At 62.5% G+C, this 22,114-nt stretch carries 29 protein-coding genes; 13 read left to right on the top strand and 16 right to left on the bottom strand.

Annotation, left to right across the window (positions count from 1 at the left end; translation table 11 throughout):
• Positions 1–2: 2 nt before the first annotated feature.
• From CEW89_RS18860 to CEW89_RS18870, 3 genes are read left to right on the top strand one after another with little or no spacing between them, the layout of a single operon-like run.
• A complete protein-coding gene (locus tag CEW89_RS18860; RefSeq protein ID WP_066708707.1) occupies positions 3–944 on the top strand; it encodes an alpha-E domain-containing protein in 942 nt (313 codons plus the stop codon).
• A 5-nt stretch (positions 945–949) separates the two neighbouring features.
• The gene (locus CEW89_RS18865) at positions 950–1,771 is read left to right on the top strand and encodes a transglutaminase family protein (protein ID WP_096806949.1); all 822 of its coding nucleotides are present in this window, start codon (positions 950–952) and stop codon (positions 1,769–1,771) included.
• Positions 1,772–1,786: 15 nt separating this feature from the next.
• The gene (locus tag CEW89_RS18870; RefSeq protein WP_096806950.1) at positions 1,787–2,518 is read left to right on the top strand and encodes a proteasome-type protease; all 732 of its coding nucleotides are present in this window, start codon (positions 1,787–1,789) and stop codon (positions 2,516–2,518) included.
• On the opposite strand, the gene tsaD is transcribed toward CEW89_RS18870, so the two are convergent.
• The 7 genes from tsaD to CEW89_RS18905 form a co-directional block, all read right to left on the bottom strand.
• A complete protein-coding gene (gene tsaD, locus CEW89_RS18875) occupies positions 2,515–3,507 on the bottom strand; it encodes a tRNA (adenosine(37)-N6)-threonylcarbamoyltransferase complex transferase subunit TsaD (protein WP_066708579.1) in 993 nt (330 codons plus the stop codon). The two genes, CEW89_RS18870 and tsaD, sit on opposite strands and share 4 nt — an antisense overlap.
• On the bottom strand, positions 3,504–4,097 hold the full coding sequence (locus tag CEW89_RS18880; protein ID WP_096806951.1) for an L-threonylcarbamoyladenylate synthase: 594 nt from the start codon (positions 4,095–4,097) through the stop codon (positions 3,504–3,506). Before CEW89_RS18880 ends, tsaD begins: the two co-directional genes overlap by 4 nt.
• A complete protein-coding gene (locus CEW89_RS18885; RefSeq protein WP_096806952.1) occupies positions 4,094–4,693 on the bottom strand; it encodes a hypothetical protein in 600 nt (199 codons plus the stop codon). Before CEW89_RS18885 ends, CEW89_RS18880 begins: the two co-directional genes overlap by 4 nt.
• On the bottom strand, positions 4,687–5,148 hold the full coding sequence (gene tsaE, locus CEW89_RS18890; RefSeq protein WP_157779926.1) for a tRNA (adenosine(37)-N6)-threonylcarbamoyltransferase complex ATPase subunit type 1 TsaE: 462 nt from the start codon (positions 5,146–5,148) through the stop codon (positions 4,687–4,689). Before tsaE ends, CEW89_RS18885 begins: the two co-directional genes overlap by 7 nt.
• Positions 5,149–5,212: 64 nt before the next feature.
• Positions 5,213–5,653 (bottom strand): D-aminoacyl-tRNA deacylase, encoded by a 441-nt coding sequence (dtd, locus tag CEW89_RS18895; RefSeq protein WP_096806954.1) that lies wholly within the window; start codon positions 5,651–5,653, stop codon positions 5,213–5,215.
• A complete protein-coding gene (locus tag CEW89_RS18900; protein WP_096806955.1) occupies positions 5,650–6,579 on the bottom strand; it encodes a carbohydrate kinase family protein in 930 nt (309 codons plus the stop codon). Before CEW89_RS18900 ends, dtd begins: the two co-directional genes overlap by 4 nt.
• Positions 6,580–6,648: 69 nt before the next feature.
• A complete protein-coding gene (locus CEW89_RS18905) occupies positions 6,649–7,770 on the bottom strand; it encodes a TFIIB-type zinc ribbon-containing protein (protein ID WP_096806956.1) in 1,122 nt (373 codons plus the stop codon).
• A gap of 92 nt (positions 7,771–7,862) precedes the next feature.
• On the opposite strand from CEW89_RS18905, the gene CEW89_RS18910 reads away from it, so the two are divergent.
• Positions 7,863–8,264: a CZB domain-containing protein gene (locus CEW89_RS18910; RefSeq protein ID WP_096806957.1), complete on the top strand. Its 402-nt coding sequence runs from the start codon at positions 7,863–7,865 to the stop codon at positions 8,262–8,264.
• Between the two features lie 41 nt (positions 8,265–8,305).
• On the opposite strand, the gene CEW89_RS18915 is transcribed toward CEW89_RS18910, so the two are convergent.
• From CEW89_RS18915 to CEW89_RS18950, 8 genes are all read right to left on the bottom strand, one after another.
• Positions 8,306–8,782, bottom strand: coding sequence for a hypothetical protein (locus CEW89_RS18915; RefSeq protein WP_096806958.1), 477 nt, complete (start codon positions 8,780–8,782; stop codon positions 8,306–8,308).
• Positions 8,783–8,788: 6 nt separating this feature from the next.
• The gene (locus tag CEW89_RS18920) at positions 8,789–9,904 is read right to left on the bottom strand and encodes an SPFH domain-containing protein (protein ID WP_096806959.1); all 1,116 of its coding nucleotides are present in this window, start codon (positions 9,902–9,904) and stop codon (positions 8,789–8,791) included.
• A gap of 12 nt (positions 9,905–9,916) precedes the next feature.
• Positions 9,917–10,294, bottom strand: coding sequence for a lysozyme inhibitor LprI family protein (locus tag CEW89_RS18925; protein WP_081423958.1), 378 nt, complete (start codon positions 10,292–10,294; stop codon positions 9,917–9,919).
• A gap of 36 nt (positions 10,295–10,330) precedes the next feature.
• Positions 10,331–11,284, bottom strand: coding sequence for a DUF2927 domain-containing protein (locus CEW89_RS18930; RefSeq protein WP_096806960.1), 954 nt, complete (start codon positions 11,282–11,284; stop codon positions 10,331–10,333).
• Positions 11,281–12,462, bottom strand: a complete 1,182-nt coding sequence (locus CEW89_RS18935) for a toxic anion resistance protein (protein ID WP_096806961.1) — start codon at positions 12,460–12,462, stop codon at positions 11,281–11,283. The genes CEW89_RS18930 and CEW89_RS18935 overlap by 4 nt, the downstream gene beginning before the upstream one ends.
• A 17-nt stretch (positions 12,463–12,479) precedes the next feature.
• Positions 12,480–13,391 (bottom strand): 5-bromo-4-chloroindolyl phosphate hydrolysis family protein, encoded by a 912-nt coding sequence (locus tag CEW89_RS18940; protein WP_096806962.1) that lies wholly within the window; start codon positions 13,389–13,391, stop codon positions 12,480–12,482.
• Positions 13,392–13,587: 196 nt separating this feature from the next.
• Positions 13,588–15,018, bottom strand: coding sequence for a pseudouridine synthase (locus CEW89_RS18945; RefSeq protein WP_096806963.1), 1,431 nt, complete (start codon positions 15,016–15,018; stop codon positions 13,588–13,590).
• 118 nt (positions 15,019–15,136) lie between these two features.
• Positions 15,137–15,757 carry an OmpW/AlkL family protein gene (locus tag CEW89_RS18950; RefSeq protein ID WP_096806964.1) on the bottom strand — a complete coding sequence of 207 codons (621 nt, stop codon included), beginning with the start codon at positions 15,755–15,757 and terminating at the stop codon, positions 15,137–15,139.
• A gap of 210 nt (positions 15,758–15,967) precedes the next feature.
• Between CEW89_RS18950 and CEW89_RS18955 the strand changes: the two genes are divergently transcribed.
• The 6 genes from CEW89_RS18955 to CEW89_RS18980 all read left to right on the top strand — a co-directional run bounded on the left by CEW89_RS18955 (position 15,968) and on the right by CEW89_RS18980 (position 18,775).
• The gene (locus CEW89_RS18955) at positions 15,968–16,417 is read left to right on the top strand and encodes a nucleoside deaminase (protein ID WP_096806965.1); all 450 of its coding nucleotides are present in this window, start codon (positions 15,968–15,970) and stop codon (positions 16,415–16,417) included.
• Between the two features lie 115 nt (positions 16,418–16,532).
• Positions 16,533–16,940, top strand: coding sequence for an EF-hand domain-containing protein (locus CEW89_RS18960; RefSeq protein WP_096806966.1), 408 nt, complete (start codon positions 16,533–16,535; stop codon positions 16,938–16,940).
• A gap of 83 nt (positions 16,941–17,023) precedes the next feature.
• Positions 17,024–17,338, top strand: a complete 315-nt coding sequence (locus tag CEW89_RS18965) for a hypothetical protein (RefSeq protein WP_096806967.1) — start codon at positions 17,024–17,026, stop codon at positions 17,336–17,338.
• Positions 17,339–17,466: 128 nt separating this feature from the next.
• Positions 17,467–18,021: an RNA polymerase sigma factor gene (locus tag CEW89_RS18970; RefSeq protein ID WP_096806968.1), complete on the top strand. Its 555-nt coding sequence runs from the start codon at positions 17,467–17,469 to the stop codon at positions 18,019–18,021.
• 2 nt (positions 18,022–18,023) lie between these two features.
• Positions 18,024–18,359 carry a hypothetical protein gene (locus tag CEW89_RS18975; RefSeq protein ID WP_096806969.1) on the top strand — a complete coding sequence of 112 codons (336 nt, stop codon included), beginning with the start codon at positions 18,024–18,026 and terminating at the stop codon, positions 18,357–18,359.
• The gene (locus tag CEW89_RS18980) at positions 18,359–18,775 is read left to right on the top strand and encodes a hypothetical protein (protein WP_157779927.1); all 417 of its coding nucleotides are present in this window, start codon (positions 18,359–18,361) and stop codon (positions 18,773–18,775) included. Before CEW89_RS18975 ends, CEW89_RS18980 begins: the two co-directional genes overlap by 1 nt.
• On the opposite strand, the gene CEW89_RS18985 is transcribed toward CEW89_RS18980, so the two are convergent.
• On the bottom strand, positions 18,776–19,480 hold the full coding sequence (locus CEW89_RS18985; protein WP_096806971.1) for a metal-dependent hydrolase: 705 nt from the start codon (positions 19,478–19,480) through the stop codon (positions 18,776–18,778).
• Between the two features lie 52 nt (positions 19,481–19,532).
• Between CEW89_RS18985 and CEW89_RS18990 the strand changes: the two genes are divergently transcribed.
• From CEW89_RS18990 to gatA, 3 genes are all read left to right on the top strand, one after another.
• A complete protein-coding gene (locus CEW89_RS18990; protein WP_096806972.1) occupies positions 19,533–20,183 on the top strand; it encodes a ceramidase domain-containing protein in 651 nt (216 codons plus the stop codon).
• Between the two features lie 37 nt (positions 20,184–20,220).
• A complete protein-coding gene (gene gatC, locus CEW89_RS18995; RefSeq protein ID WP_096806973.1) occupies positions 20,221–20,508 on the top strand; it encodes an Asp-tRNA(Asn)/Glu-tRNA(Gln) amidotransferase subunit GatC in 288 nt (95 codons plus the stop codon).
• A gap of 96 nt (positions 20,509–20,604) precedes the next feature.
• A complete protein-coding gene (gatA, locus tag CEW89_RS19000) occupies positions 20,605–22,095 on the top strand; it encodes an Asp-tRNA(Asn)/Glu-tRNA(Gln) amidotransferase subunit GatA (protein ID WP_096806974.1) in 1,491 nt (496 codons plus the stop codon).
• Positions 22,096–22,114 lie beyond the last annotated feature (19 nt).

Below are 22,114 nucleotides of genomic sequence, written 5' to 3' on the forward strand. Positions count from 1 at the left end.
CGATGCTCGGCAAAACCGCAAATGGCCTCTACTGGATGTTCCGATATCTGGAGAGAGCCGAAAACACCTCGCGCCTTGTGGAGACCGGTCAGCGGATCGGTCTGACCCGGCTGGGGCAGGACGATGACGAATGGGCCTCCGTGATGCAATCGGCCTCGGTGCTTGATGCGTTCAACGAAAGCCATGACGAGGTGACGAAAGAGTCGGCGATCGACTGGATGCTGCGTTCCAGGGACAACCCGTCCTCGGTGCTCTCTGCGATCTCGGAGGCGCGCCAGAACGCCCGGATGGTGCGCACCGCGCTCACCGGCGAGGTCTGGGAGGCGATGAACGGCTGTTACATGGCGGCCCGCGAAATCCTTGCGCGCAAGGTTTCGGAACGCGACCTGCCCAAGGTGTTGGGCCTGATCCGGCAACGCACCGCTCTGGTGCGTGGCGCGACCCATGGCACGATGCTCAGAAACGACATCTACGATTTCGCCCGCATCGGCACGTTTCTGGAACGTGGCGACAACACGGCGCGCATCCTCGATGTGAAATATTACGTGCTTCTGCCCTCCGCGCTGTCGGTCGGCTCGTCGCTGGACAATGTGCATTGGGAAACCATCCTGCGCTCGGTCTCCGCGCGCGGCGGGTTCCGCATGGCCTACGGGTCTCAGGTCAACGCCCGCGACATTGCGCAATTCCTGATCCTCGACCGCCGCATGCCACGCTCGCTCAATTTCTGCGCCTCGAAAATCCATGATAACCTGCGCTATCTGGTGTCGGATTACGGCGCGGAAACGCCGTCCTATCACATGGCGCAGGCGCTGGTGGATCGTTTCGTGCATCACGACATCGACGCCGTGTTCGAGAGTGGCCTGCATGAATATATCCAGTCGGTTCTGATCGCCTTTGGCCAGCTTGGCGGCCAGATCGAAAAAGACTACCGTTTCTACGAGTGAGCCCGATGCGCCTGATCATTCGCCACACCACCCGCTATTCCTTTGAAAACCCGGTGACTTACGGGTTGCAACAGCTCCGCAAGACGCCGAAATCCAGCCATGGGCAGGAGGTGATCCGTTGGGAAACCTCTGTTCAGGGCGGCAAGAAGGAGCTGAGCTACCACGATCATATGAACAATCTCGTGGAGCTTTTGTCCTTTGAGCGCGACACCCGCGAACTGACCGTGTCCTGTGAGGGTGAGGTGGAGATCGCCGAGAACCACGGTGTGGTCGGGCCGCACACCGGGCCTTCGCCGCTCTGGCTGTTCGAGACCGTCACGCCCTTGACCAAAGCCGGGCCGGGCGTGCGCGCCTTGGTCAAAAAGGTCGAGGGGGAGACCGAACTTGAGCGCCTGCATGCGCTGTCGCGTCTCGTCGGCGAGGCGGTGCGCTACGAGATCGGCGCTTCCCATACAGAATGGAGCGCCGAGGAGGCGCTGGCCGAGGGCAAGGGCGTCTGTCAGGACCACGCGCATGTGTTCATCGCCTGCGCCCGTGAAATGGGCTATCCGGCGCGCTATGTCTCGGGCTATCTGATGATGGACGACCGCACGCTTCAGGACGCGACCCACGCTTGGGCCGAGGCCCATGTTCCGGGGCTCGGCTGGGTCGGTTTCGACGTTTCTAATGAAATTTGTCCGGATCAACGCTATGTGCGTGTTGCGACAGGGCTGGACTACCGGCAGGCTGCACCTGTAACAGGGACTCGCTATGGCGGGGCAGGGGAGACCCTCTCCGTCGAGATCGAAGTGTCTCAGCAGCAAGTGCAACAACAAGAGCAACAATAAAGGCGAAGCGGTCCGATGACCTATTGTGTGGGGATGATGCTCGAAAAGGGCCTCGTAATGATGTCTGACACCCGGACCAATGCCGGTGTCGACAATATTTCCACCTTCAAAAAGATGTTCACATGGGAAGTCCCCGGTGAGCGGGTTCTGACCGTGATGACCGCAGGCAATCTCGCGACCACGCAGGCGCTGGTCTCGATCCTCGACGAACGCACCAAAGCGCCCGCAGAGCGGGAGCCTGATGTGCTCACCGCGCCGTCGATGTTTCAGGTCGCCCGCCTTGTGGCCGGAACGCTCAAGGATGTGATCGCCGCCAATGCCAACGAGGGCCAGCGCGCCGACAGTGCGTTCAACGCCACCGTGCTGTTGGGCGGCCAGATCAAGGGCTCACCGCCGCGACTGTTCCTGATCTATCCCGAGGGCAATTTCATTGAAGCCGGCAAGGAAACCCCGTTTTTCCAGATCGGCGAGACGAAATATGGCAAGCCGATCCTCGTGCGGGCCTATGATCCGAAGATGTCGTTTGAGGATGCCGTCAAGCTCATGCTCGTCTCCTTTGACAGCACGGTGAAGGCGAACCTTTCGGTGGGGCTGCCCTTCGATCTTCAGGTGATCGAAAGGGACAGCTACCAGATCGCCCATCAGCGCCGCATCGAGGCGGACGATCCCTATTATCACGAGATTTCTACAAGCTGGGGCGAGGCGCTCAAATCCGCGATGGACAGCCTGCCGAGCTTCAAGTTTTAAGGCGTCTCAAGGCTGAGATTGGGTTTCGGCATCAGATCGGGCTGCAATCCCCGCTCGACGTAATCCCAGGTTGCCATGGCGATCATCGCCGCATTGTCCGTCGCCCATTTCATCGGCGGCAGGCAAAGTTCAACCGCATGCTTTTCAGCCACTTTCCCCATCGCCTCCCGAATCTGCGGTGAGGCGGCAACACCGCCGACGATGACCAGAGAGCGCGGCTTGCACTCGGCCAAAGCCCGGTCGGCCTTGGCCGTCAGAACATCGACACAGGCGGCGACGAAAGAGGCGGACATATCCTCGATGGACACTTCCGGATGCTGCTCGATATGGCGCGCGACCGAGGATTTCAGACCGGAAAAAGAGAACTCATAGCCCTCGTTCTTCATCGGGCGGGGCAGGCGCAGCACCGGCGTGCCGAGTTTCGCCGCCCGGTCGATCGCCGGACCGCCCGGCATGCCCAGATCGAGCATCCGCGCCACCTTGTCATAGCTTTCGCCCACGGAATCGTCGCGCGTCGTGCCCAGAAGGCGATAGGACCACGCGTCCTTCAACTCCGCGATCAGCGTATGCCCGCCGGAGACCAGCATGATCACCGCCGGAAACTCCGTCCGTCCGCTCTCAAGCTCGACCGAGCGAATATGCCCGCGCAGGTGGTTCACCCCATAAGCGGGCACGCCCCAGCCCATCGACAACGCTTCCGCACTCGCCAGCCCGACCAGCAGCGAGCCGATCAGTCCCGGCCCTCGGGTGACGCCGATGGCGGTCAGATCCTTTGGCGTGACCGAAGCCTCTGCCATCACGCTTTCCACCGTCGGCAGGATCGCTTCGAGATGGGCGCGTGAGGCCAGTTCCGGGTAAACCCCGCCAAAGGCCTCGTGAATTTCGAATTGCGACACGGTCTTGATCGCCGCGACATGGCCCGAACGGTCCACAAGTGCCACGGATGTGTCGTCGCAAGAGGTCTCGATGCCGAGGATCAGCCCGCTCATGCCAGGGTCTCCGCGATTTGCGCGGCGGAGACAACGCCGTGGCGCTCGATCTCGACCGGGGTGACGGTGCAATTGACGATGGTCGAGGGGGCAGGGGCCGCGCCCTTGCCCGGCACGGTCAGATCGGGTGCGCCATGGAGTTGCGCGAGCGCATCGTCGGTGGTCGCGGGCGTCTCCGCGCCGGAACGGTTGGCGGAAGTCACCATCAGCGGCCCGGCCAGACGCAGCGCGTTCAGCAGTAAGTCATTGTCCGGAATGCGCACGGCAATCTCGCTGCGCCCGTCGAGCCATGTGGGCGCGCGCTGGGCATCGACCGGCAGGATCAGGGTCAAAGCGCCGGGCACATAGGGGCTGGCCAGAAGTTTTGCGGCCTCAAAGGACACATCCGCCCCCAGTTCGAAAATCTGGTCGGCATCGGCCACCATGATCGGCAGGTTCTTCTGTCGCGGGCGCTGTTTGAGCGCGTAAATCTTGTCGACGGCTTCGGGGAAGGCGGGCGAGGCGGCGAGGCCCAGCACGGTGTCCGTGGGCAAAAGCACCACGCCGCCCTGTCCCAGAACCTCGGCAATCTGTTCGGCAGACGGGATCATTCCAACACCTCCACAATCGGCCAGGCCCGCGCGTCCAGCCCCGGCAGCGGCGCGGCCAGAGCCCGCCGCAGCATGCATGTCATCGTCGCTTTGTTGGTCACGGGCGCAGCATGGCCCGCCACCTCGATATTTCCGGCGAGATCGTAATCCTCCATGTCGGAGAGCTGATCCAGCGCGGAGGCTTCGGTACAATGTTCGTAAAGTGCAAGTTTTTCATCGGCGTAAACCCCGAAATGCACATGCGGCCGGGCCGCGCGGCGCAGGATCGCGACGGGTTTGTCCCGCGCCACCTCGGCACCGAGCAATTCGAACGCCGGGAGTGCCAGAACCGGAATGCGACGGGCAAAGCCAAGCGCATTGGCAAAAGCGGCAGCGGTGCGGGTGACGCCCAATCCGCCGGGGCCGATGTCACAAGCTATGCGTGTGATGTCGGATAGATCTGCGCCGGTTGTCCCCAACCCGGTTTCCAGAATCAGCCGGTAATCGCGCGAGCCGGACAGCGCCTCGACCGCGGCGCTGTCGAAGACAATCGCATCCCCGCGTCCGAGCGCCAGAGAGGGCACGCCGCTCGAAGCCTGAATCAAAAGCGTCAGCATGACAGTGCCTCCAGTACCGGGGTCCAGCGCGGGCTGTCCGAGGTGAACGTGAGCAGGCGCGCGTTCTCCGTGTCGCCAAAGCCGATATGGATTGCCAGCGGCGCGTCAAAGAAATCCCCGATCCGTTCACCCCATTCGATCACCGAGATGCCGCTGTCGAAATAGTCTTCGAGGCCGAGGTGATAGAACTCCTGCGCGCCTTTGAGCCGATAGGCATCGACATGCAACACCGGCCCGTGCGGCGTCTCGTAGATGTTGGCGATGGTGTAGGTCGGGCTGGTCACCGCCTCCTCGGAGCCGAGCGCGCGCACCAGAGCACGGGTGAAAAACGTCTTGCCCGCCGCCAGAGCGCCATCGAGCAGGATCACGTCGCCCGCGCGCAGGTGACCGGCCAGCGCGGTTGCGATCCGCGCGGTGTCCATCTCGTTTGCAAGTGCGATGCGTCTCTCAGTCACCATGACCTCTCACATGTTGAGAGCGCTTTAGGACAAAGCGGGCCAAAGGTCCATGGGGGGGCGGTTACGTCTCCGTGTCGAGCCAGATCGTCACCGGCCCGTCATTGATCAGTGAGACTTTCATGTCCGCTCCGAATTCGCCAGTCTCGCAGGGCACCCCCTCGGCGATCAGACGCTCGGTGAAATAGCTGTAGAGCTGTTTGCCCAGATCGGGGGCGGCGGCGGTGGAAAATCCGGGCCGGTTGCCTTTGGTCTCCGCCGCCAGGGTGAACTGGCTGACCACCAGGGCAGTGCCGCCGATGTCGCGCACCGAGAGGTTCATCTTGCCCGCCTCATCCTGAAAAATCCGCATCTTGGCGATTTTGGCGGCGAGCTTGTCGGCCTGTGCTTCGGTGTCATCGCGCATGGCGCAGACGAGGACGAGAAGACCGGGGCCACTCTGGCCGATCACCGCGCCATCGACGCGCACGGCGGCTTCGGAAATACGTTGGATCAGCGCTCTCATCTTTTCTCCAATTCATGTGACCATGGCGGGTTCGCCCCCGCCCGGCTGACCGTTACGGCTGCGGCTTGCGCGCCGAGTGTCAGTGCTGCGCGCAGGTTGTCTTCGTCGAGATCGGCCACGGCGGTTTTCGTCAATTTACCCGCCCGCTGCAACCCGGCAAGGAAACCGCCGTTGAACGTGTCACCGGCGCCGACAGTGTCCACCACCGCGACCTTTTCGGAAGGAACAAAGGTGGTGCCGCGCTTGGTCACGCCCTTGACACCCTCGGCGCCCATGGTCAGGCAGACAATCTTGACGCCCTTGTCCAGAAGCGTGGCGATATGGGTGTCGATCGCGCCATCTCCCATGAGCCACAACAGGTCCTCGTCGGACAGTTTCACAATATCGGCATGGGTCAGCATATGTTCGATTCGTGCACGAAACCGTGCTTCATCGCGGATAAATCCGGGGCGAATGTTCGGATCCATCATAGTAACACAGCGCTCGGACGCCGACACAAACAGCGTTTCATAGGCCGTACCACAGGGCTCGACGGGCAGGGAGATGCCACCGCAGAACACGGCTTCCACGTTGTCGGGCAGTGCGGGCAGTTCGTCCTCCGTCAGCATCCGTCCGGCGGTGTTTTCGTCATAAAACGCATAGGTCGCATGGCCGTCGACGAGTTTGACGAAAGCCAAGGTGCAGGGACGTTCGGCGGTGACGGCCAGTCCTGTGTCGACATGGCTTTCCGCCAGCTTGCCCTTCAGGAGGTCGCCGAAGAAATCGGACGAAAAGCCGGAGAAGAACCCCACATCGGCCCCAAGCCGCCCGAGCGCGATGGCGGTGTTGAACACCGCCCCGCCCGCATAGGGCGCATAGGCGTCTTCATTCAGGCTGGACCGACGCGGCAACATGTCGATCAGGGCCTCGCCCGCACATAAGATCATGGCTCTTCCTCCCGCTGTTCTGCCCGATTGATAGCGCTATCTGTATCCGAAAGACAGTCAAAGACGGTCTTAATACCCGCCCTGATTCTGCAACGCATAGACATAGCCGATCACACCGGCCGCGATCAGGCCGAGCAGCACGGCAAAGGCGATCTTCCAGGCGGAATAGGGCCGTTCGCCCTGTACCTGACCGGTGCGCCCGTTGATCACGAAACGATAGGTCTTGCCCCGGAATTTATAGGCGGCGAACCAGACGGGCAGCAGGATGTGTTTATAGGTCACCTCCGAATAGCGTGTGTCGACACTGTGAATGCGCTGACGGTCGCCGCCGATGTCGAATTTGATGTCGCGGGTAATGATCCGGGCCATCTGCGTCTGGGCGTCCTGAAACCCTTCTTCGAGGGTAAAAGTATAGGCTTCTGAGGTGTAGCCCGCGAGATAATCCGGCAGGTAGGGTTCGAGCCCGGACAGGTCCCAGGGCGCAAGACCACGCACATATTGCAGGGGCAGCGCGGTTGAGGCCACGACCAGCACGTCATCGAAAAACCGCTTCACTTGGCCGCTGACATGACGCCAGCGGGTGCGGCGACGGGTCTGGCGCTGGCCGTTGACCATGACGCTTTCATGGTAATCGGTGCCGCGCTCGCCGGAATAGCGGCTCTGGGTCTGGGTGTCGAAAGTCCAGTAGGGCATGTAGACGCCATTGAGGCGCCGCCCCTTGCGCGCGTATTTCTTGAGCGCGTTGGGCGCGAACCACAGCGAGCCGAGCCAGTGTTTCAGCGCCGCCTGCGCCGTCTCCTCGGGCACGGCAAAGGGCAGGACGCCCTGCGGTTTGATCTGGCGGCGGTGGCCGGTGTCGGTGACCACTGGGGTCGCGCAATAGGGACATTCGGTGGCATGGACCGTGTCGTCGAACTGGAGAACCGCGCCGCAATTCGGGCAGGTCGAGGTGCGAATCTCCTCGGTCTGGTCCGCCTCAAGCAAATCACCATGCGACGACAACCCGCCGCTGACCGCCATATGGAAATCGAGCTCACGGGGGCGCGGCGCCTGGCCGCTCTCGATTTCCTCGCGTGCGCCGCAATGATCGCAGACCAGCATGCGGGTGTCCGGGGCGAACCGCAAATCGGCCCCGCAGGTGTGGCAGGGGAAACGATGCTCTTCGGCGGCTGTGACGCTCTGGTTTTCCATACTTTTCAGACTTTACTGGGCATTAAAGGTCTCATGCCATTGTGAGCACGAACGCGCAGGGCATTCGTGATGGCGATGGAGCTAAGATTAAGATGATGACGGTGACAGAGACGGGAAAAGGCAATGCGCAGATTCGCGATGCAATCTGTGCCCATGCGGATTGGAAACGACGCCTGTCCGAGTGCATCGACAAGGGCGCGCTCGAGAAGACCGCCGACGAGATTTCGCGCAACGATCAATGCGCCTTCGGGCAATGGCTTGCCAGCCTGTCCACCGATCCGGACGACCCGTCCATGGAGAAATTCGAGATGATCAAGGGGCTTCACGCGCGGTTTCATCGCGAGGCCGGGAAAATCGCGGTCAATGTCGAGGGCGGAGACCGCTCGGCGGCACGAGAGCTTTACGAGTCTCCGGGGTTTCGGCGGCTGACCAATTCCCTGATCCTCAATCTGAACGATTGGCGTGAGGACTTCCGCGACATTCTGAACCGCTGAGCCGGTCTGCGGCAGCGAAGCCGTGGCAGGGTGGGGCCGTCTCATGCGGTCTCGACCTGTTCGAAGCTGACCACCTGCGCAATCCGGGCCTGTGAGGGATCGGTGAAGCGCAGCACATGACAGAACAAGGCGGGCGGCTGGCCATCGCGGGTCAGTCGTCCGGACACCGTGGCGGTCTTGCCCTGAGCGACGATCTGGGTGACGGCGAGGCTCACCGGCGGTTTGAGCCCGACCTGCCGACGCAGGATTTCCCGGCCGCCGACGAGGGTGGGGGCTCCGGTCCGGTCCCAGCTCGCGCTGTCCGCAAGCCGTTCCGGGGGCAAGGCACCTACGCCGAGAAAACTCAGCGCCAGGGTTGCAAGCTTACGCTCGTCCTCCTGTAGCGGCATGTCCAGGGCGTAACGTACCTGAGTGGCGCGCGTGGGCTGGACCGCTGCACAGGCCTCGTGCGCTGCCCATAAGGGCAGTTCCGCCTCCTGGTCTTCGAGACGTGCCGGTTGCAGCGGTCTGCGTGCCATGCGGCCTCACACCCCCGGCGGCGGGGGCGGGGGCGCGATGGTGAAAAGCTGGGCCAGTTCCGTGACCTCTTCGGCCTTGAGCCAGCCGTCCTGACCGGGGGTCCAGACATAGGTCTCGCGCTTCAAGGCACCCTTGGCGGCCATCTGGCCCATTTCCGCCTTGGAATACGGTCCCTTGGTCGCGCCATTCTCCGCCACATGCCAGACATGCTCGACCGGCGGCGGGGGCGGGGTTTGCGCGGCGGGAGCGGCCGCGGCGGGACGTGCGCCCCATGGACCGGCCTGTGTTTGCTGCGCCATCGCCATGCCCATTCCGGCGCCCATGCCCGCCCCCATCGAGGCCGCCATGGCGGAGTTCTCCGCGCCCATGGCCTCGGCGGCGTTGAACTTCATGTAGCTGTCGAGATTGCCGACGATACCCATCGAGGTGCGCTTGTCCATCGCGGCCTCGACCGCTTCGGGCAGGCTGATGTTTTCAATGTAGAATTCCGGAATGGTCAGGCCGTATTCCGCAACCACTTTGGAAATCTCGGTGGCCACCATCTTGCCAAGATCGGCGGTGTTCGCGGCCATATCGAGAACCGGAATGCCGGAGCCCGCAACGATGCGCGAAAACGCCTGCACGATGATGTTGCGGATTTGGAACGAGATCTCGTCCATGGTAAACTCGCCATCCGTGCCGACGATCTCGGTCAGGAACAGCGCCGGGTCGGCGACCTTTACCGTATAGGTGCCATAGGCGCGCAGACGCACCGGACCGAATTCCGGGTCGCGGCACATGATCGGGTTTTTCGTCCCCCATTTCAGGTCGGAGAACCGCGTGGTGTTGACGAAATAGACCTCGGATTTGAACGGCGATTTAAACCCGTGATCCCAATGCTGCAACGTCGTCAGGATCGGCATGTTGTTGGTCTCGAGCATGTAGAGACCCGGCGTAAACACGTCGGCCAATTGCCCCTCATGCACAAAGACGGCGGCCTGCCCCTCGCGCACGGTCAGCTTGGCGCCGTATTTGATCTCATGCCCCTCGCGTTCGAACCGCCACACCATCGTGTCGCGCGTGTCGTCCGTCCAATGGATGACGTCGATGAATTCGCCGGAGAGAAAATCGAAAATACCCATGTTGCTGTTCCCTCAATATTCGCTGAGTTTCCTGCTCGCGCAGCCGACGCTTATACATTCGGTGGTGCGCGCCTTCAGGAAATCTGCCCGTTCCTGCGTGATGGACAATGCACAGTCTACATTGACCGTATGTGGTTCGGGCATGCAGGATGTGTCTCGTTTTTCGATCCAGTTCAACTGCGCTGTTTTCAGGATGTTGCGCTGGTCGGCGTTCAGATGACTGCGCAGTTCGGCATAGTTGTCGTTGAGGCGTTTGTCTTCCCCCATGAAGACCTTGGAGAAACAATAAACGCCATCGAAACCGGTGAGCTGACCTGTGTCGCAATTATCTGCAAAGGCGAGTACTGGGGCAAGGCTTAGAAAAGCTGCAAAAGTGAAGTGGCGTATCATTGGAACCCTCTGCAAATGATGAAACTGGTATTGGTGTCAGATGTCCTCGCCCATCAGCTCATAGGCGATCCGTGTCGCGATCGGGCGGGCGGTTTCGGGGCGCATGCCGGGGGCAAGGCGCGGGTCGTAGAGAATGCGCAGCAACAACTCGTCATGCCGGGTCAGAAGCGCGAATTCCTCGTCGTCGTTGAAGATCGAGGGGCGGGCATAGGGGCTGTCATTGGCAAGGCCCAGTCCTTGCGCGATTTCCTCGTGGAAACAGGATTTGCGCAACAAATCGGGATGTTCGGCGCGAATGATCGCCACGGCGGAGCGATAGGCGCCATCGTTCGCCGGGTCCGATGCCAAGACGAGGCAATAGGAGGAGCGCGGCATATTGACGACCGAGCGGATCGCATCCTGACCGATGCCTGGGATCATTTGCGACAGGCGCGGACCGATCTGGCGGCGCTCGTCTTCGTTGAGCACGAGCACGTGGAAATTCGCCCGCGCGGAGGTCATGGCGACCGAATGGCCGGAGGCGGTTGCCAGACGCGACACGAGGCCCGCGACCGTGGCGCGGTCGGTGGCGCGGACGTTCTCCGGCACGGTCGGGCCGAATTCCAGCCCGATCCGCACCGGGACCTGCCAGCGGTGCAGGTTCGACGGCGTCATCTGCGCCACATATTGCCCGTTGAGCGAGGTATATTCGTCATTCAGTGCGATGGCTTCGAAATTCGCCGCCAGTTGCCTTGCGTTGAACGGCGTGTCGGGCCCGCCCAAATCGGTGCGCAACAGATCGTTGCTCAGAAGATCCGCCTGCATCCGCGCATAGTATTTCTCCAGCGCAAAACTGATCTCGCTGCGTTGGGGCGGGGCCATGACGGTGGGTTGCACCTGTGAAGTGGGGCGGGGCTGCGGTTTGATGTCCGGGACGGGCGTACAGGCCGAGAGCGCGAGGAAAATCCCCGCGCTCCACCCTGCGATCTGTCGTCCCGAACCCGTGCTCAATTGGGCACCGCCGGGCCGGAGGCATTGCCGGTTGCCTTGGCGGCGGCAAGCGTGTCGCGCAGTTTGGCTTCCAGGCCCTTGAGCTCGACCTCGGCCTCGGCGCGTTTGCGCTTGCCCTCGTCGGCGATCTGGAGGCTCTCCTCGATGGTCGCGACCAGTTCCTCGTTGGCGGCCTTGACCGCCTCGATGTCGAACACGCCGCGTTCCATTTCCTGCCGCACGACCTTGTTGGCTTCGCGCAGGTTCTTGGCGTTGGCGGTCAGAAGCTCGTTGGTCAGATCGGTCGCGGCCTTGATGTCCTTGGCGGCTTCCGAGCTGCGCTGGATCGTCACGGCCTGCGCCAATTGGGTTTCCCAAAGCGGCACGGTGTTGACGAGCGTCGAGTTGATTTTCGTGACCAGCGATTTGTCGTTTTCCTGGACCAGACGGATCGAGGGCAGGGACTGCATCGTCACCTGACGGGTCAGTTTCAGATCATGCACCCGGCGTTCAAGGTCGTCGCGCGCGGCGCGCAGATCGCGCAGCTCCTGCGCCTTGATCACCTGATCGGCTTCGGGGGCGGCGTCCACTGCGGCGGCCAGCGCCGGGATTTCCGTTTCGTCCAGCTCTTTAAGTTTCAGTTCACCGGCGGCGATGTAGATCGCCAGTTCGTCGTAGAAGGTGAGGGTTTTGTCATAGAGGTGATCGAGCGATTTGATGTCCTTCATCAGCTTGTGCTCATGCTCAAGCAGATTGTCGGTGATCTTGTCGATCTGGCTTTGCACATCCTCGTAGCGCGCGACGAATTTCGCCATGGGGGCGGCGCGGCCCAGAAGTTTCTCCCACCAGCTCCGTTCCCGGCGCACATCAAGTTCCGACACGGAAAACCCGCGGATCGTGGTGACGATGTTGCGCAGGCTGTCACCCGCCGGACCCACGTCCTTGTTCTTCACATCCTGCAACATGGCCTGCGAGATGACCTGCAATTCGGCCTGCGCGGCAGAGCCGAAGCGCACGATGGAATTGGTGTCGCCCATGTCGATCTCGGCCTTGGCCTTGGCGATCTCGGCAGATTGCGGCGCCTCGGCGATGGCCGTCGGGTCGATCAGCTCACCCTTCGGTTCGGCCAGCACCACGGAGGTGATCTCTTCAACGTCTTTCAAGGCGGCTTCGGCCTTTTGGCGCACGGTCTCGGACATGGTACTTCCCCTGATCTTTAATTTTTCAAGTCACTTGCAACGCCCTCGCGCGCCAGACGGTCGCGGAGCACTTCGATCTCGATGTCGAGATCGGTCTTATCATCCAAAAGCAACGCTTTGTGACGGGCATCGAAATTCGCCTCCAGATCGTCCAGGAGCGAAAACCAGTCGGCGCGGGCCTGCGTGTTGCGGGTCTTTTGCCAGAGATTGGCGAATTTCACCGTCGCATCGCGCGCACCCAGCAGATAAACGCCAAGGTATTTCCGCGCCGCCGTCAGATCGCGCGGGTCGTCTTCGACCGTGCGGAACATGGCGCGGGCGGTCGCGATGAATTTTTCCAACCGGTCTTCGGCCTGCCGGTCGCCGGTTTTGTCCAGCGCCTCGCGCATGGATTTCAGATGGGCTTCGGCTTCATCCACCGCCTTGGCGACGCGGTCCTGTTGAAACAGGTCGATTTCGTCGAAACCTTTATTTTTCAAAGGATCAATCCCGAAGGCGAGGCTGTGAAGCACGACGCCCAGCACGGCAAAGATCAGGGTCTCAAGCGGGCCCCAGCCGAACCAGCCGACAATCCCGAGACCGATCCCGGTCAGCACCGAGCCAAAGATCTTGCGCGGAATGGCGGGGCGACGGGCGACTTTGCGCGACTCGTAAGCCTCCTCGGCCTTCAACCCCTCACGGGTCAGAAACGCCGCGGCCACGAGCGCGCCCAAGGCCACGAGATAGGCTGCCATGGTGACGGGGCCGGCGCCAAAGGCCTTCCACGCCAGCGGCAGGGCTGCGAAGAACAGAAGGTTCGACCGCGCGCCGACACGGGTCGGTTTCTTGCCGTCGAAGGGACGAGGAGAGGGGGCGGAGCCTGCGCTTTGCGAGGCAGTCCCGGAAGCGTTGCCTTTGGGCGAATAGGTGGAGCCGTAGCGTTTCGACATCACAAGCCCTGCGCCTTGATCGTGACGTAGAAGGTCAGCGCCACCAGAAGGTAATAGGCGAGTTTCGAAAACCCACTGTTGCTCATGATACCCCTTTCGACCCAAAGCGCTTGTCCGCTTTCAGATATAGAAAGGAATCGCGTGCCATGAAAGGGTTAAGGGGACAAGCTTGTGCGCTTTCCCCCTCCGCTCCGGATCAGGACCGAGATTTGGGCGGTTTGCCGCCACCCGGGCGCGCGCCCGAAGGTTTTCCGCCCGAAGGTTTTCCGCCCGAAGGTTTTCCACTGTGCGATTTGAACCCGGCCGAGCGCGGTTTGCCGCCCGCGCCGCCGCCATGGGATTTGAACCCGTGGGATTTGAAGCTGCCGGGCTTGCCGCCGCGCGCGCCGTCGCGCTGGTCTCCGCCTTGGCCGCCCCGGTCGTCACGTTTGCCAAACGGTTTGCCGCCCGGCTTGCCATCACGCGCTTTGCCCTTGAAGCCCTCACCGCGCGGTTTGAAATCGCCGTCGCGCTTGCCTTTAAAGCCTTCGCCCCGGCCTTCGCCGCGCGGTTTGAAGCCGCCCTCCCCGCGCGGCTTGAAATCGCCATCACGCGGTCCGGAGCGATCTCCGTCACGTTTGCCTTTGAACCCTTCGCCACGCGGCTTGAAGCCGCCTTCGCCACGCGCGGGGCGACCGCCCTCGTCGTCATGGCGTTTGAAGCCGCCGGATTTGCCTTTGAAGGCCGGTTTGTCGCCCGGCTTTCCGCCTTTGACGGGGCGGTTTGGGCGCGCGTCGCGGCCGAGCGTTTCCTTGCGCGGACCGCCCGGTTTGCCGCCACGCGACACTTCGCGCCGCCCTTGGCTCGCGCCAAAGCCGTCGGTGCCGGTCTCAAGGCCCAATTGGTCGCGCAGCACACGGCTCCGCACCTCTTCGACTTCGCCCGGTTGCAGCGTGTTCAAACGGAACGGCCCGTAAGAAATGCGAATGAGCCGGTTCACGGTCAGGCCGATGTGCTCCATGGCGCGGCGGATCTCGCGGTTCTTGCCTTCGCGCAGCCCGACGGTCAGCCAGGCGTTCGCGCCCTGCTGGCGGTCGAACATGACCTCCATCGGCTGAAAATCCTCGCCGTCAATCGTCACGCCCTTGCGCAGCGGCTCAAGCATGGCTTCGGTCGCCGTGCCTTTGACCCGCACGCGGTATTTGCGCATCCAGCCGGTGTCCGGCAGTTCCAGACGGCGTTTGATCTCGCCATCGTTGGTGAGCAGAAGCAGACCTTCGGAATTGAGATCGAGACGCCCGACAGACATCACGCGCGGCAGCTCTTTCGGGAGTTGGTCGAACACCGTGTCGCGGCCTTTTTCGTCCTTGGCCGTGGTCACCAGACCCGCAGGCTTGTGATAGAGCCAAAGCCGCGGCGGCTCCGGTTCGCCGACCTCTTTGCCATCGACCGTGATCCGGTCCTTCGGCAGCACGTTGAGCGCAGGCGAGGCGACGACGCGGCCATTGACCGTGACACGGCCCGCCTCGATCATTTCCTCGGCCTCGCGGCGTGAGGAAATGCCAGCCCGCGACAGCACCTTGGCGATGCGCTCGCCCGGAGGGGTCTTTTTCGCGGTGGGGGTCGGGGTCTTGGGCGTGTCGGTCATGGGAAAGGCCTTTCGTTGGCGCGCTCATACTCTGAGACAGGTCACATGAAAAGGGCAAAGAAAATCGGCCCGCATCGCTGCGGACCGATATTTCGGGCTTGGATCGGTGTGAACCGTCTCAGAACGACATCACGTAGGAGACGCCGAACACCCAGGGGTCGATCTCGGCCTTGCCGGATTTCACGCCGTCGATTTTCACGTTGCTGTCGATGTCGATCCAGCGCACATCGGTCCGCAACGCGGCGCGGTCGCTGATCTTGTAATCGAGACCGGCATGCAGCGCGACGCCCCAGGAATCGCTCAGATCGAGATCGGCCCCGGCAATGGCGCCTTTCGAGGTTTCATCGAAGAAGGCGGTGTAGTTGATCCCGGCGCCGATGAAGGGGGTCAGGGTCGCACCGGTGTCGAAGTGGTATTGCAGCGAGATCACCGGCGGCAGGTGTTGCGTGGTGCCGACTTTGCCAAGGCCATCCGCTTTGATGTCGTGTTTGAACGGCCATGCGCCGAGCACTTCGATGCCGAGATTGTCGCGGATGAAATATTCGAAGGTGATGGTCGGGCGCACGTTGTCGCCGACATCGAGGTCGGGACCGCCGTAGAGGCCACCGTTGTCGGACTTCGGCATGACACTGCCAAGGCCGAGGCCGAGAGTCATCGTGCCCGCATCCTGCGCCGAGGCAAGGCTCGGCAGAGCGAGGGCAAGGGCCACTGTTGCGGCGAGAACGGAAGTCTTTTTCATAGTCTAGGTCCCATGGTTGTCTTGGCGCGAGGTGAGTCCGCGCGTGATGGCACAGTTGCCGGGAGCCGGAGACGGAGACTTTGATTTGCGTCAAATCGTGGCGGGCTGCGACACTCTGTCGTCAGACCGTCATAAAATTGTCACGCGAACGGTCCGTGTCCGGCCAGAGACCCGCTTGCCTTTGCCCGGCAAATCGCGGCAGGAAAGGGGATGTCGTTTCGCTCTTATATGGAGATCGCGCTCGAAGAGGCGCGTGCCGCCGCTGCGCGCGGTGAGGTGCCGGTCGGTGCCGTTGTCGTGTCGCCCGAGGGCGAAATCGTCGGGCGGGGCGGCAACCGGACCCGTGAGGACAACGATCCCACCGCGCATGCGGAGATTGTCGCGCTGCGTCAGGCCTGTGCCGCTCTCGGGCTGGAACGCCTGCCGGGATACGATCTTTACGTGACCCTGGAACCGTGCCCGATGTGCGCCGCCGCCATGTCGAACGCCCGCATCCGCAGGCTGTATTACGGTGCAGAGGACCCGAAATCCGGCGGCGTGGCTCATGGCGCAAAGGTCTTCAGCCATGCGCAATGTCATCACGCGCCGGAGGTCTATGATGGGATTGCGGCGGTGGAGGCGGAGGCGCTTTTGAAGAATTTCTTCGCCGCCCGGCGCTGAGGCGCAAACTCTTCCGGACAGATCGAAAAGAAAAACAAAAAACGACGGGCCCCGCGTAGGGCCCGCCTTTGCGCTCCGTAATCTTGGGTAATCGACGACGCAAAGGAGACACCACATGCGCATCCGATCCCTCACCGCGCTCGCCGCGCTTGGCCTGACCTGCGGCCTGACAACCCCGGCTTTCGCCGCCACGAATGTTCTGAGCTATGACAGCAATGGCGACGGACAGATTTCCCGTGAGGAATTCCAGAACCTGCAAAAAGCCACGTTCAAATCGCTCGACAGCGACGGCAACGGGTCCGTCACTCTGGCCGAAATTCAGGCTCTGCCTGCCGCGCAGGGCCGCAATGTCGATGGCACGCGCCTGATGGCTCGCGACAGCAATGGCGACGGCATGGTGACCGAGGCGGAATACCTGTCCAAGGCCGACGGCTTCGACCGTGCCGACCGCAACAACGACGGCGTTCTGGCGGGCAATGAGATTTCCCGCGTCAACAAGTTCCTGTCCAAGGCCAGCTTTTAAGGCCCGAGACCACTTTGCCCCCGATCCCTCTGAAAGCCGGATCGCTTCTTTGACCCTGCCCTCATGATACAAGGACCGTAACGATGAAACATGTCACCAAAACCGCCAAAACCCTCGCCCTTCTCTTGCCTCTGGCCTTCGCCACCCCGGTCTTCGCGCAGAACGTGACGATCACCAATGGCAATGGCGGCACCGTCGAGAAAACCCGCGATTGCGTGCGCGAAAACGGCAAGGTGGTCTGTGGAACCTCCACCACGGCGACCACGGCAAATGGCCAGACCGTCACGAAAGACCGTCAGCGCACCACCACCAGCGAGGGGACGACCTCGACCATGACCTGCGTCGGGCCGACCGGAGAACCCGGGCCCTGTTCGCGCACGGTTCAGATCACCCGCTAAAGCGGGGGAAGGCCCGGGTCGTTCTCCATCCCCCCCCTGACGGGCCGGGCCACTTTTCAGATGTGTCAAAAGTGTATTTGGTAAACCCGGGCCATGCCGGCCCGTTCGCGCAAGTTGAGAGATCGGGTATGGACCCACGTCAGGCAGAGGCCGCCGCCGCGATGGCGGCGATGGTTCAGGGTGAGCGCGCGGCGCTGGCCCGCCTGATTGCGCTTTATGGCCCGGGTATCCGGCGTTATGCGGCGCAGATTCTGCTCAATGCGGCGGAGGCCGAAGATGTGGCGCAGGAGGTGTTCCTCCGGGCCTGGTCCCGCGCCACGAGTTACGATCCCGCGAAAGGCGCGGTGTCGAGCTGGCTTTACCGGATCGCGGTCAATCTCTGCATTGACCACAATCGCAGGGGGAGGTTTCGGCGGTTCGTCGGCATCGACAGTGTCGCGGAGCCCGAGGACGATACACCGGGGGCGGAGGCCGAGCTGGCCGCGCGTCAGAGGCTTGCTCTGACCCATGCGGCAATCCGGACATTGCCGGAGCGTCAGCGTCAGGCGATCTTGCTGAAGGCAGCCGGAGAGCTGTCGGGCGCGGAGATCGCGGCGGCGCTGAAGACGAGTGAAGGGGCGGTGGAACAATTGCTGGTGCGGGCGCGAGCGGCGCTCCGGGCCCGGCTGGAAAAGGAGGACTGATCATGCCGGATCAGAAAACGAACCCCAGGCTGTCTGCGGCGCGGTCCGCGGATGACGCTTTTGACCGCGACCTCGCGGCGCTTTTGAAAATGCCCGGCGACGAGGATGTCGCCCTGATGTCCCGAACGGTTCTGAGCCAGCTCGCCGACGCGCCAGCCAGCCGCGACCACCCCATGGCAGAGGTGCTTTCCGAGCCCCTGCCATGGGCCATGGGCTTTGCCGGGCTGATGGGGCTGGGCGTGCTGTTGGGCTATCTCCTGTCGTCGGGCGTGATCGGCGACAGTTTCCTCGCCTTTCTCGCACTGGGCGATTTCTTTGGCCTTCTGGGAGGGTTCTGATGTCTGAGCATGTGGCAAAACACCGTCGGTCCTGGGGTCGTATGGCGCTGATCGCCGTGCTGGGCCTGTCGCTTCTGGGCAATGCCATGACCTTCGGCGTGGTCTGGCGGTTTCAGCAGGTGCGCGGCAGCGTCATGGGCGACGCAGGGCCCGAGACCGTCAAGGTGCCGACCTTCCCGCGCGAGATCCGCAAGGCGCTGCGCGCGGGCTTCGTCGCGGACGAGGCGCTTCAGCAAAGCCTGCGCGAGGCCATCGAAGCCCGCCGCGCCGTCGTCGCCGTGAGCACCGAAGAGCCCTTTGACAAGGCTGCGACCGAGGCTGCGATGGCCGAGTTCCGCGCCCGGTTCATCGCAAGCGTCGACGAGCTTCAGGATCTGGTGCTCGAGGTGATCGAGGCCGAGGCCGCGAAGGACTGATCAGATCTCGATCGGCACCAGAACCTCGGGCACCTGCACCACACCGTCTTCGAGCGCATAGACCAGCTCGTCGCAGCTCTGCGCCAGAAGCGGGAAAGTGCCCCAGTGGCACGGGATCACCGTCTTGAAATCGAAGAATTTCTGACAGACGTAAGCGGCCCGCGTCATATCCATCGTGTAATGGCCCCCGGCGCAGAGGAGACCGATGTCGGGCCGGTGCAGATCGGCGAACCATTCCATATCGGCCATGATGTCCGTGTCGCCGGAGACATAGATCGTGTGCCCTTCGCCCGAGATCATGAAGCCCGCAGGCTGCCCCGCATATTGTGGCGCACCGTCCTTGAAGTCGATGGAGGAGCTGTGCACGGCGTTGACCATGGTCACCTTGACCGCGTCCTCGCCTTCGCCCAGCGTGATCGTGCCACCCTTGCCGAACCCCGTGACCTGCGCGCCTTCCGCGCCCAGAATGATCGACAGTTCGTGGATGCAATAGATCATCGCATCGGTGCTGCGGGCGACGGGCAGGGTGGTCGAGGCATGGTCGCCATGACCATGGGTGAGAAAGATCGCCGTCGCGCCCTCGGTCGCCTCGTCTGCGCGCTCTTCGGGGAAGGCCGGGTTGCCCTTGATCCACGGGTCGATCAGCAAAACCTGATCCGCGATCTCGATGCGAAAGCCGGAATGGCCGAGCCAGGTGATTTTCATGACAAAACTCCCTATGTTTCGGGGTAACCTAACACGGGATTGTCACACGTCCATGTTGAGCGAACAAATCGACGTCTATTGCGAGCGCACGGATTTCAGCTTCTGGTCGGAGCCGGTCAATGCGTTGACCAATGCCGCTTTTCTGATCATTGCCGTGATCGTCTGGCCGCGGACGCGCGGCAATCCCATGGCGCGGGCGCTCACCGTCATTCTCTTTGTCATCGGTCTCGGTTCCTTCGCCTTTCACACCACGGCGACGCGCTGGGGCGCGATGGTGGATACGCTGCCGATCCTCGGGTTCGTCCTGCTCTATCTCTTTGCCGCCTCCCGCGATTTCCTCGGGATGCGCGCGGGTAGGGCGCTTCTGATCTGCCTTGCTTTCTTCCCCTTCGCCTTTGCCTGTACCTTGGTGTTTTCCCATTTCGGCCTCGGCTCCAGCGCCGCCTATAGTGCCGTGCCTCTGCTGATTTTCCTTTATGCGCTCCTGCTCAGATCCCGCGCCCCGAAAACCTCCCGAGGTCTCGCCCTCGGCGCCACACTCCTCTGCCTGTCGATCTTCATGCGTTGGCTCGATGATCCGATCTGCGCCACCTTGCCGCTCGGCACGCATTTCCTCTGGCACATCCTCAACGCCACCATGCTGGGCTGGATGATCCATGTTTATCTCACGCATATGCTTGAAGGCCGGGCGCAGGGGCGCTAAAGCCTCATGTGACCAAGAAATCAGGGAGCATTGCCCCATGTCGATCGACATTGATACCGCCCGCCGGGTGGCCAAGCTGGCCCGCATCCGCGTCGAGGAAGATGCGCTTCCGGCGCTGGCCGCCGAATTCAACGCCGTGCTCGGCTTTATCGAGCAGCTCTCCGAAGTGGATGTCGAGGGTATTGAGCCGATGACCTCCGTGACGCCGCAGCGCCTCAAACGCCGCAAGGATGGCGTGACCGATGGCGAAATGCAGGACAAGATCCTTGCGAACGCGCCCGATGCGCGCGAGGGCTTCTTTGCGGTTCCGAAGGTGGTTGAGTGAGCGGCGTCCCGGAAACGCTCCGGGGGAGCGTTTCAGCCGTGAACGGGCGGAGCCCGATTGGCGTGGACAACGCGACAGTGAGAAAGAATTGATCCGATGACACAAGACCTGAACAAACTCACGCTCTCCGCGGCCCGCGACGGGCTGCGCGCTGGCGATTACACCTCCGCCGAACTGACCGAGGCCTGTCTGACGGCCATCGAAGGCGCTGGCGCTCTGAACGCCTTTGTCCACAACACGCCCGAGATCGCGCGCGCGCAGGCGAAAGCCGCCGATGTGCGCCTTGCCGCCGGCGACGCCCCCGCGATGTGTGGCCTGCCGATCGGGATCAAGGACCTCTTCGCGACGAAACACGTCCCGACCCAGGCTGCCTCCGCGATCCTCGAAGGGTTCAAACCCGAATACGAGTCGACCGTGACCTCGAAACTCTTCGACGCGGGCTCCGTTATGCTGGGCAAGCTCAACATGGACGAATTCGCCATGGGGTCCTCGAACGAGACCTCGACCTATGGCGATGTCATCAGCCCCTGGCGTCGCGGCAACGAAGACACGCCGCTCACGCCGGGCGGGTCCTCCGGTGGCTCCGCCGCCGCCGTTTCCGCCGATCTCTGCCTTGCCGCCACCGGCACGGACACCGGCGGCTCGATCCGCCAACCCGCCGCTTTCACCGGCATCGTCGGCATCAAACCGACCTATGGCCGTTGCTCGCGCTGGGGCATCGTGGCCTTTGCCTCGTCCCTCGATCAGGCCGGTCCGATGACCAAATCCGTGCGCGATGCCGCGATCATGTTGGAGGCCATGTGTGGTCACGACATGAAGGACTCGACCTCCGCCGATCTGCCGGTGCCGAATTTCGAGGCGCTTTTGACCGGCGACATTCGTGGCAAGAAAATCGGCATCCCGAAAGAATACCGCCTCGAGGGCACGCCGGATGAGATCGTCAAGCTTTGGGACGATGGCGCCGCGATGCTCAAGGACGCGGGTGCCGAGATCGTCGACATCTCCCTGCCGCACACCAAATACGCGCTGCCGACCTATTACGTCATCGCGCCGGCTGAGGCCTCCTCGAACCTCGCGCGTTATGACGGCGTGCGCTACGGTCACCGCGCCACGCTGGCGCAGGGCGAGGGCATCAACGACATGTACGAGAAAACCCGTGCCGAAGGCTTCGGCAAAGAGGTGCAGCGGCGTGTCATGGTCGGCACCTATGTGCTCTCGGCCGGGTTCTACGACGCCTATTACAACAAGGCGCGCAAGGTCCGGACTCTGATCAAAAAGGACTTCGAGGACGCTTTTGCTGCTGGTGTGGACGCCATCCTGACGCCCGCAACACCCTCGCCGGCCTTCGGTCTGGGCGAGGTGTCGGACAGCGATCCGATCCAGATGTACCTGAACGACGTCTTCACCGTCACCGTGAACCTCGCGGGCCTGCCGGGCATTTCCGTGCCCACCGGGCTTTCCTCCACCGGTCTGCCGCTCGGGCTTCAGCTCATCGGCAAACCGTGGGAAGAGGGCGATCTGCTGAATATCGCGCATTCACTGGAAGGTGCAGCGGGCTTTGTTTCCAAGCCCGAGAAATGGTGGTAAGGGACAGTCTGACTGACCC

The sequence above is a fragment of the Celeribacter ethanolicus genome, from assembly GCF_002407265.1.
GTDB lineage: Bacteria > Pseudomonadota > Alphaproteobacteria > Rhodobacterales > Rhodobacteraceae > Celeribacter > Celeribacter ethanolicus.

What these genes read in the sequence shown, in the direction of transcription:
- CEW89_RS18860 (WP_066708707.1), top strand. Translation starts at nt 3, where the DNA reads ATGCTCGGCAAAACCGCAAATGGCCTCTACTGGATGTTCCGATATCTG.
- CEW89_RS18865 (WP_096806949.1), top strand. Translation starts at nt 950, where the DNA reads ATGCGCCTGATCATTCGCCACACCACCCGCTATTCCTTTGAAAACCCG.
- CEW89_RS18870 (WP_096806950.1), top strand. Translation starts at nt 1,787, where the DNA reads ATGACCTATTGTGTGGGGATGATGCTCGAAAAGGGCCTCGTAATGATG.
- tsaD (WP_066708579.1), bottom strand. Translation starts at nt 3,507, where the DNA reads ATGAGCGGGCTGATCCTCGGCATCGAGACCTCTTGCGACGACACATCC.
- CEW89_RS18880 (WP_096806951.1), bottom strand. Translation starts at nt 4,097, where the DNA reads ATGATCCCGTCTGCCGAACAGATTGCCGAGGTTCTGGGACAGGGCGGC.
- CEW89_RS18885 (WP_096806952.1), bottom strand. Translation starts at nt 4,693, where the DNA reads ATGCTGACGCTTTTGATTCAGGCTTCGAGCGGCGTGCCCTCTCTGGCG.
- dtd (WP_096806954.1), bottom strand. Translation starts at nt 5,653, where the DNA reads ATGAGAGCGCTGATCCAACGTATTTCCGAAGCCGCCGTGCGCGTCGAT.
- CEW89_RS18900 (WP_096806955.1), bottom strand. Translation starts at nt 6,579, where the DNA reads ATGATCTTATGTGCGGGCGAGGCCCTGATCGACATGTTGCCGCGTCGG.
- CEW89_RS18905 (WP_096806956.1), bottom strand. Translation starts at nt 7,770, where the DNA reads ATGGAAAACCAGAGCGTCACAGCCGCCGAAGAGCATCGTTTCCCCTGC.
- CEW89_RS18910 (WP_096806957.1), top strand. Translation starts at nt 7,863, where the DNA reads ATGATGACGGTGACAGAGACGGGAAAAGGCAATGCGCAGATTCGCGAT.
- CEW89_RS18915 (WP_096806958.1), bottom strand. Translation starts at nt 8,782, where the DNA reads ATGGCACGCAGACCGCTGCAACCGGCACGTCTCGAAGACCAGGAGGCG.
- CEW89_RS18920 (WP_096806959.1), bottom strand. Translation starts at nt 9,904, where the DNA reads ATGGGTATTTTCGATTTTCTCTCCGGCGAATTCATCGACGTCATCCAT.
- CEW89_RS18925 (WP_081423958.1), bottom strand. Translation starts at nt 10,294, where the DNA reads ATGATACGCCACTTCACTTTTGCAGCTTTTCTAAGCCTTGCCCCAGTA.
- CEW89_RS18935 (WP_096806961.1), bottom strand. Translation starts at nt 12,462, where the DNA reads ATGTCCGAGACCGTGCGCCAAAAGGCCGAAGCCGCCTTGAAAGACGTT.
- CEW89_RS18940 (WP_096806962.1), bottom strand. Translation starts at nt 13,391, where the DNA reads ATGTCGAAACGCTACGGCTCCACCTATTCGCCCAAAGGCAACGCTTCC.
- CEW89_RS18945 (WP_096806963.1), bottom strand. Translation starts at nt 15,018, where the DNA reads ATGACCGACACGCCCAAGACCCCGACCCCCACCGCGAAAAAGACCCCT.
- CEW89_RS18950 (WP_096806964.1), bottom strand. Translation starts at nt 15,757, where the DNA reads ATGAAAAAGACTTCCGTTCTCGCCGCAACAGTGGCCCTTGCCCTCGCT.
- CEW89_RS18955 (WP_096806965.1), top strand. Translation starts at nt 15,968, where the DNA reads ATGTCGTTTCGCTCTTATATGGAGATCGCGCTCGAAGAGGCGCGTGCC.
- CEW89_RS18960 (WP_096806966.1), top strand. Translation starts at nt 16,533, where the DNA reads ATGCGCATCCGATCCCTCACCGCGCTCGCCGCGCTTGGCCTGACCTGC.
- CEW89_RS18965 (WP_096806967.1), top strand. Translation starts at nt 17,024, where the DNA reads ATGAAACATGTCACCAAAACCGCCAAAACCCTCGCCCTTCTCTTGCCT.
- CEW89_RS18970 (WP_096806968.1), top strand. Translation starts at nt 17,467, where the DNA reads ATGGACCCACGTCAGGCAGAGGCCGCCGCCGCGATGGCGGCGATGGTT.
- CEW89_RS18975 (WP_096806969.1), top strand. Translation starts at nt 18,024, where the DNA reads ATGCCGGATCAGAAAACGAACCCCAGGCTGTCTGCGGCGCGGTCCGCG.
- CEW89_RS18980 (WP_157779927.1), top strand. Translation starts at nt 18,359, where the DNA reads ATGTCTGAGCATGTGGCAAAACACCGTCGGTCCTGGGGTCGTATGGCG.
- CEW89_RS18985 (WP_096806971.1), bottom strand. Translation starts at nt 19,480, where the DNA reads ATGAAAATCACCTGGCTCGGCCATTCCGGCTTTCGCATCGAGATCGCG.
- CEW89_RS18990 (WP_096806972.1), top strand. Translation starts at nt 19,533, where the DNA reads ATGTTGAGCGAACAAATCGACGTCTATTGCGAGCGCACGGATTTCAGC.
- gatC (WP_096806973.1), top strand. Translation starts at nt 20,221, where the DNA reads ATGTCGATCGACATTGATACCGCCCGCCGGGTGGCCAAGCTGGCCCGC.
- gatA (WP_096806974.1), top strand. Translation starts at nt 20,605, where the DNA reads ATGACACAAGACCTGAACAAACTCACGCTCTCCGCGGCCCGCGACGGG.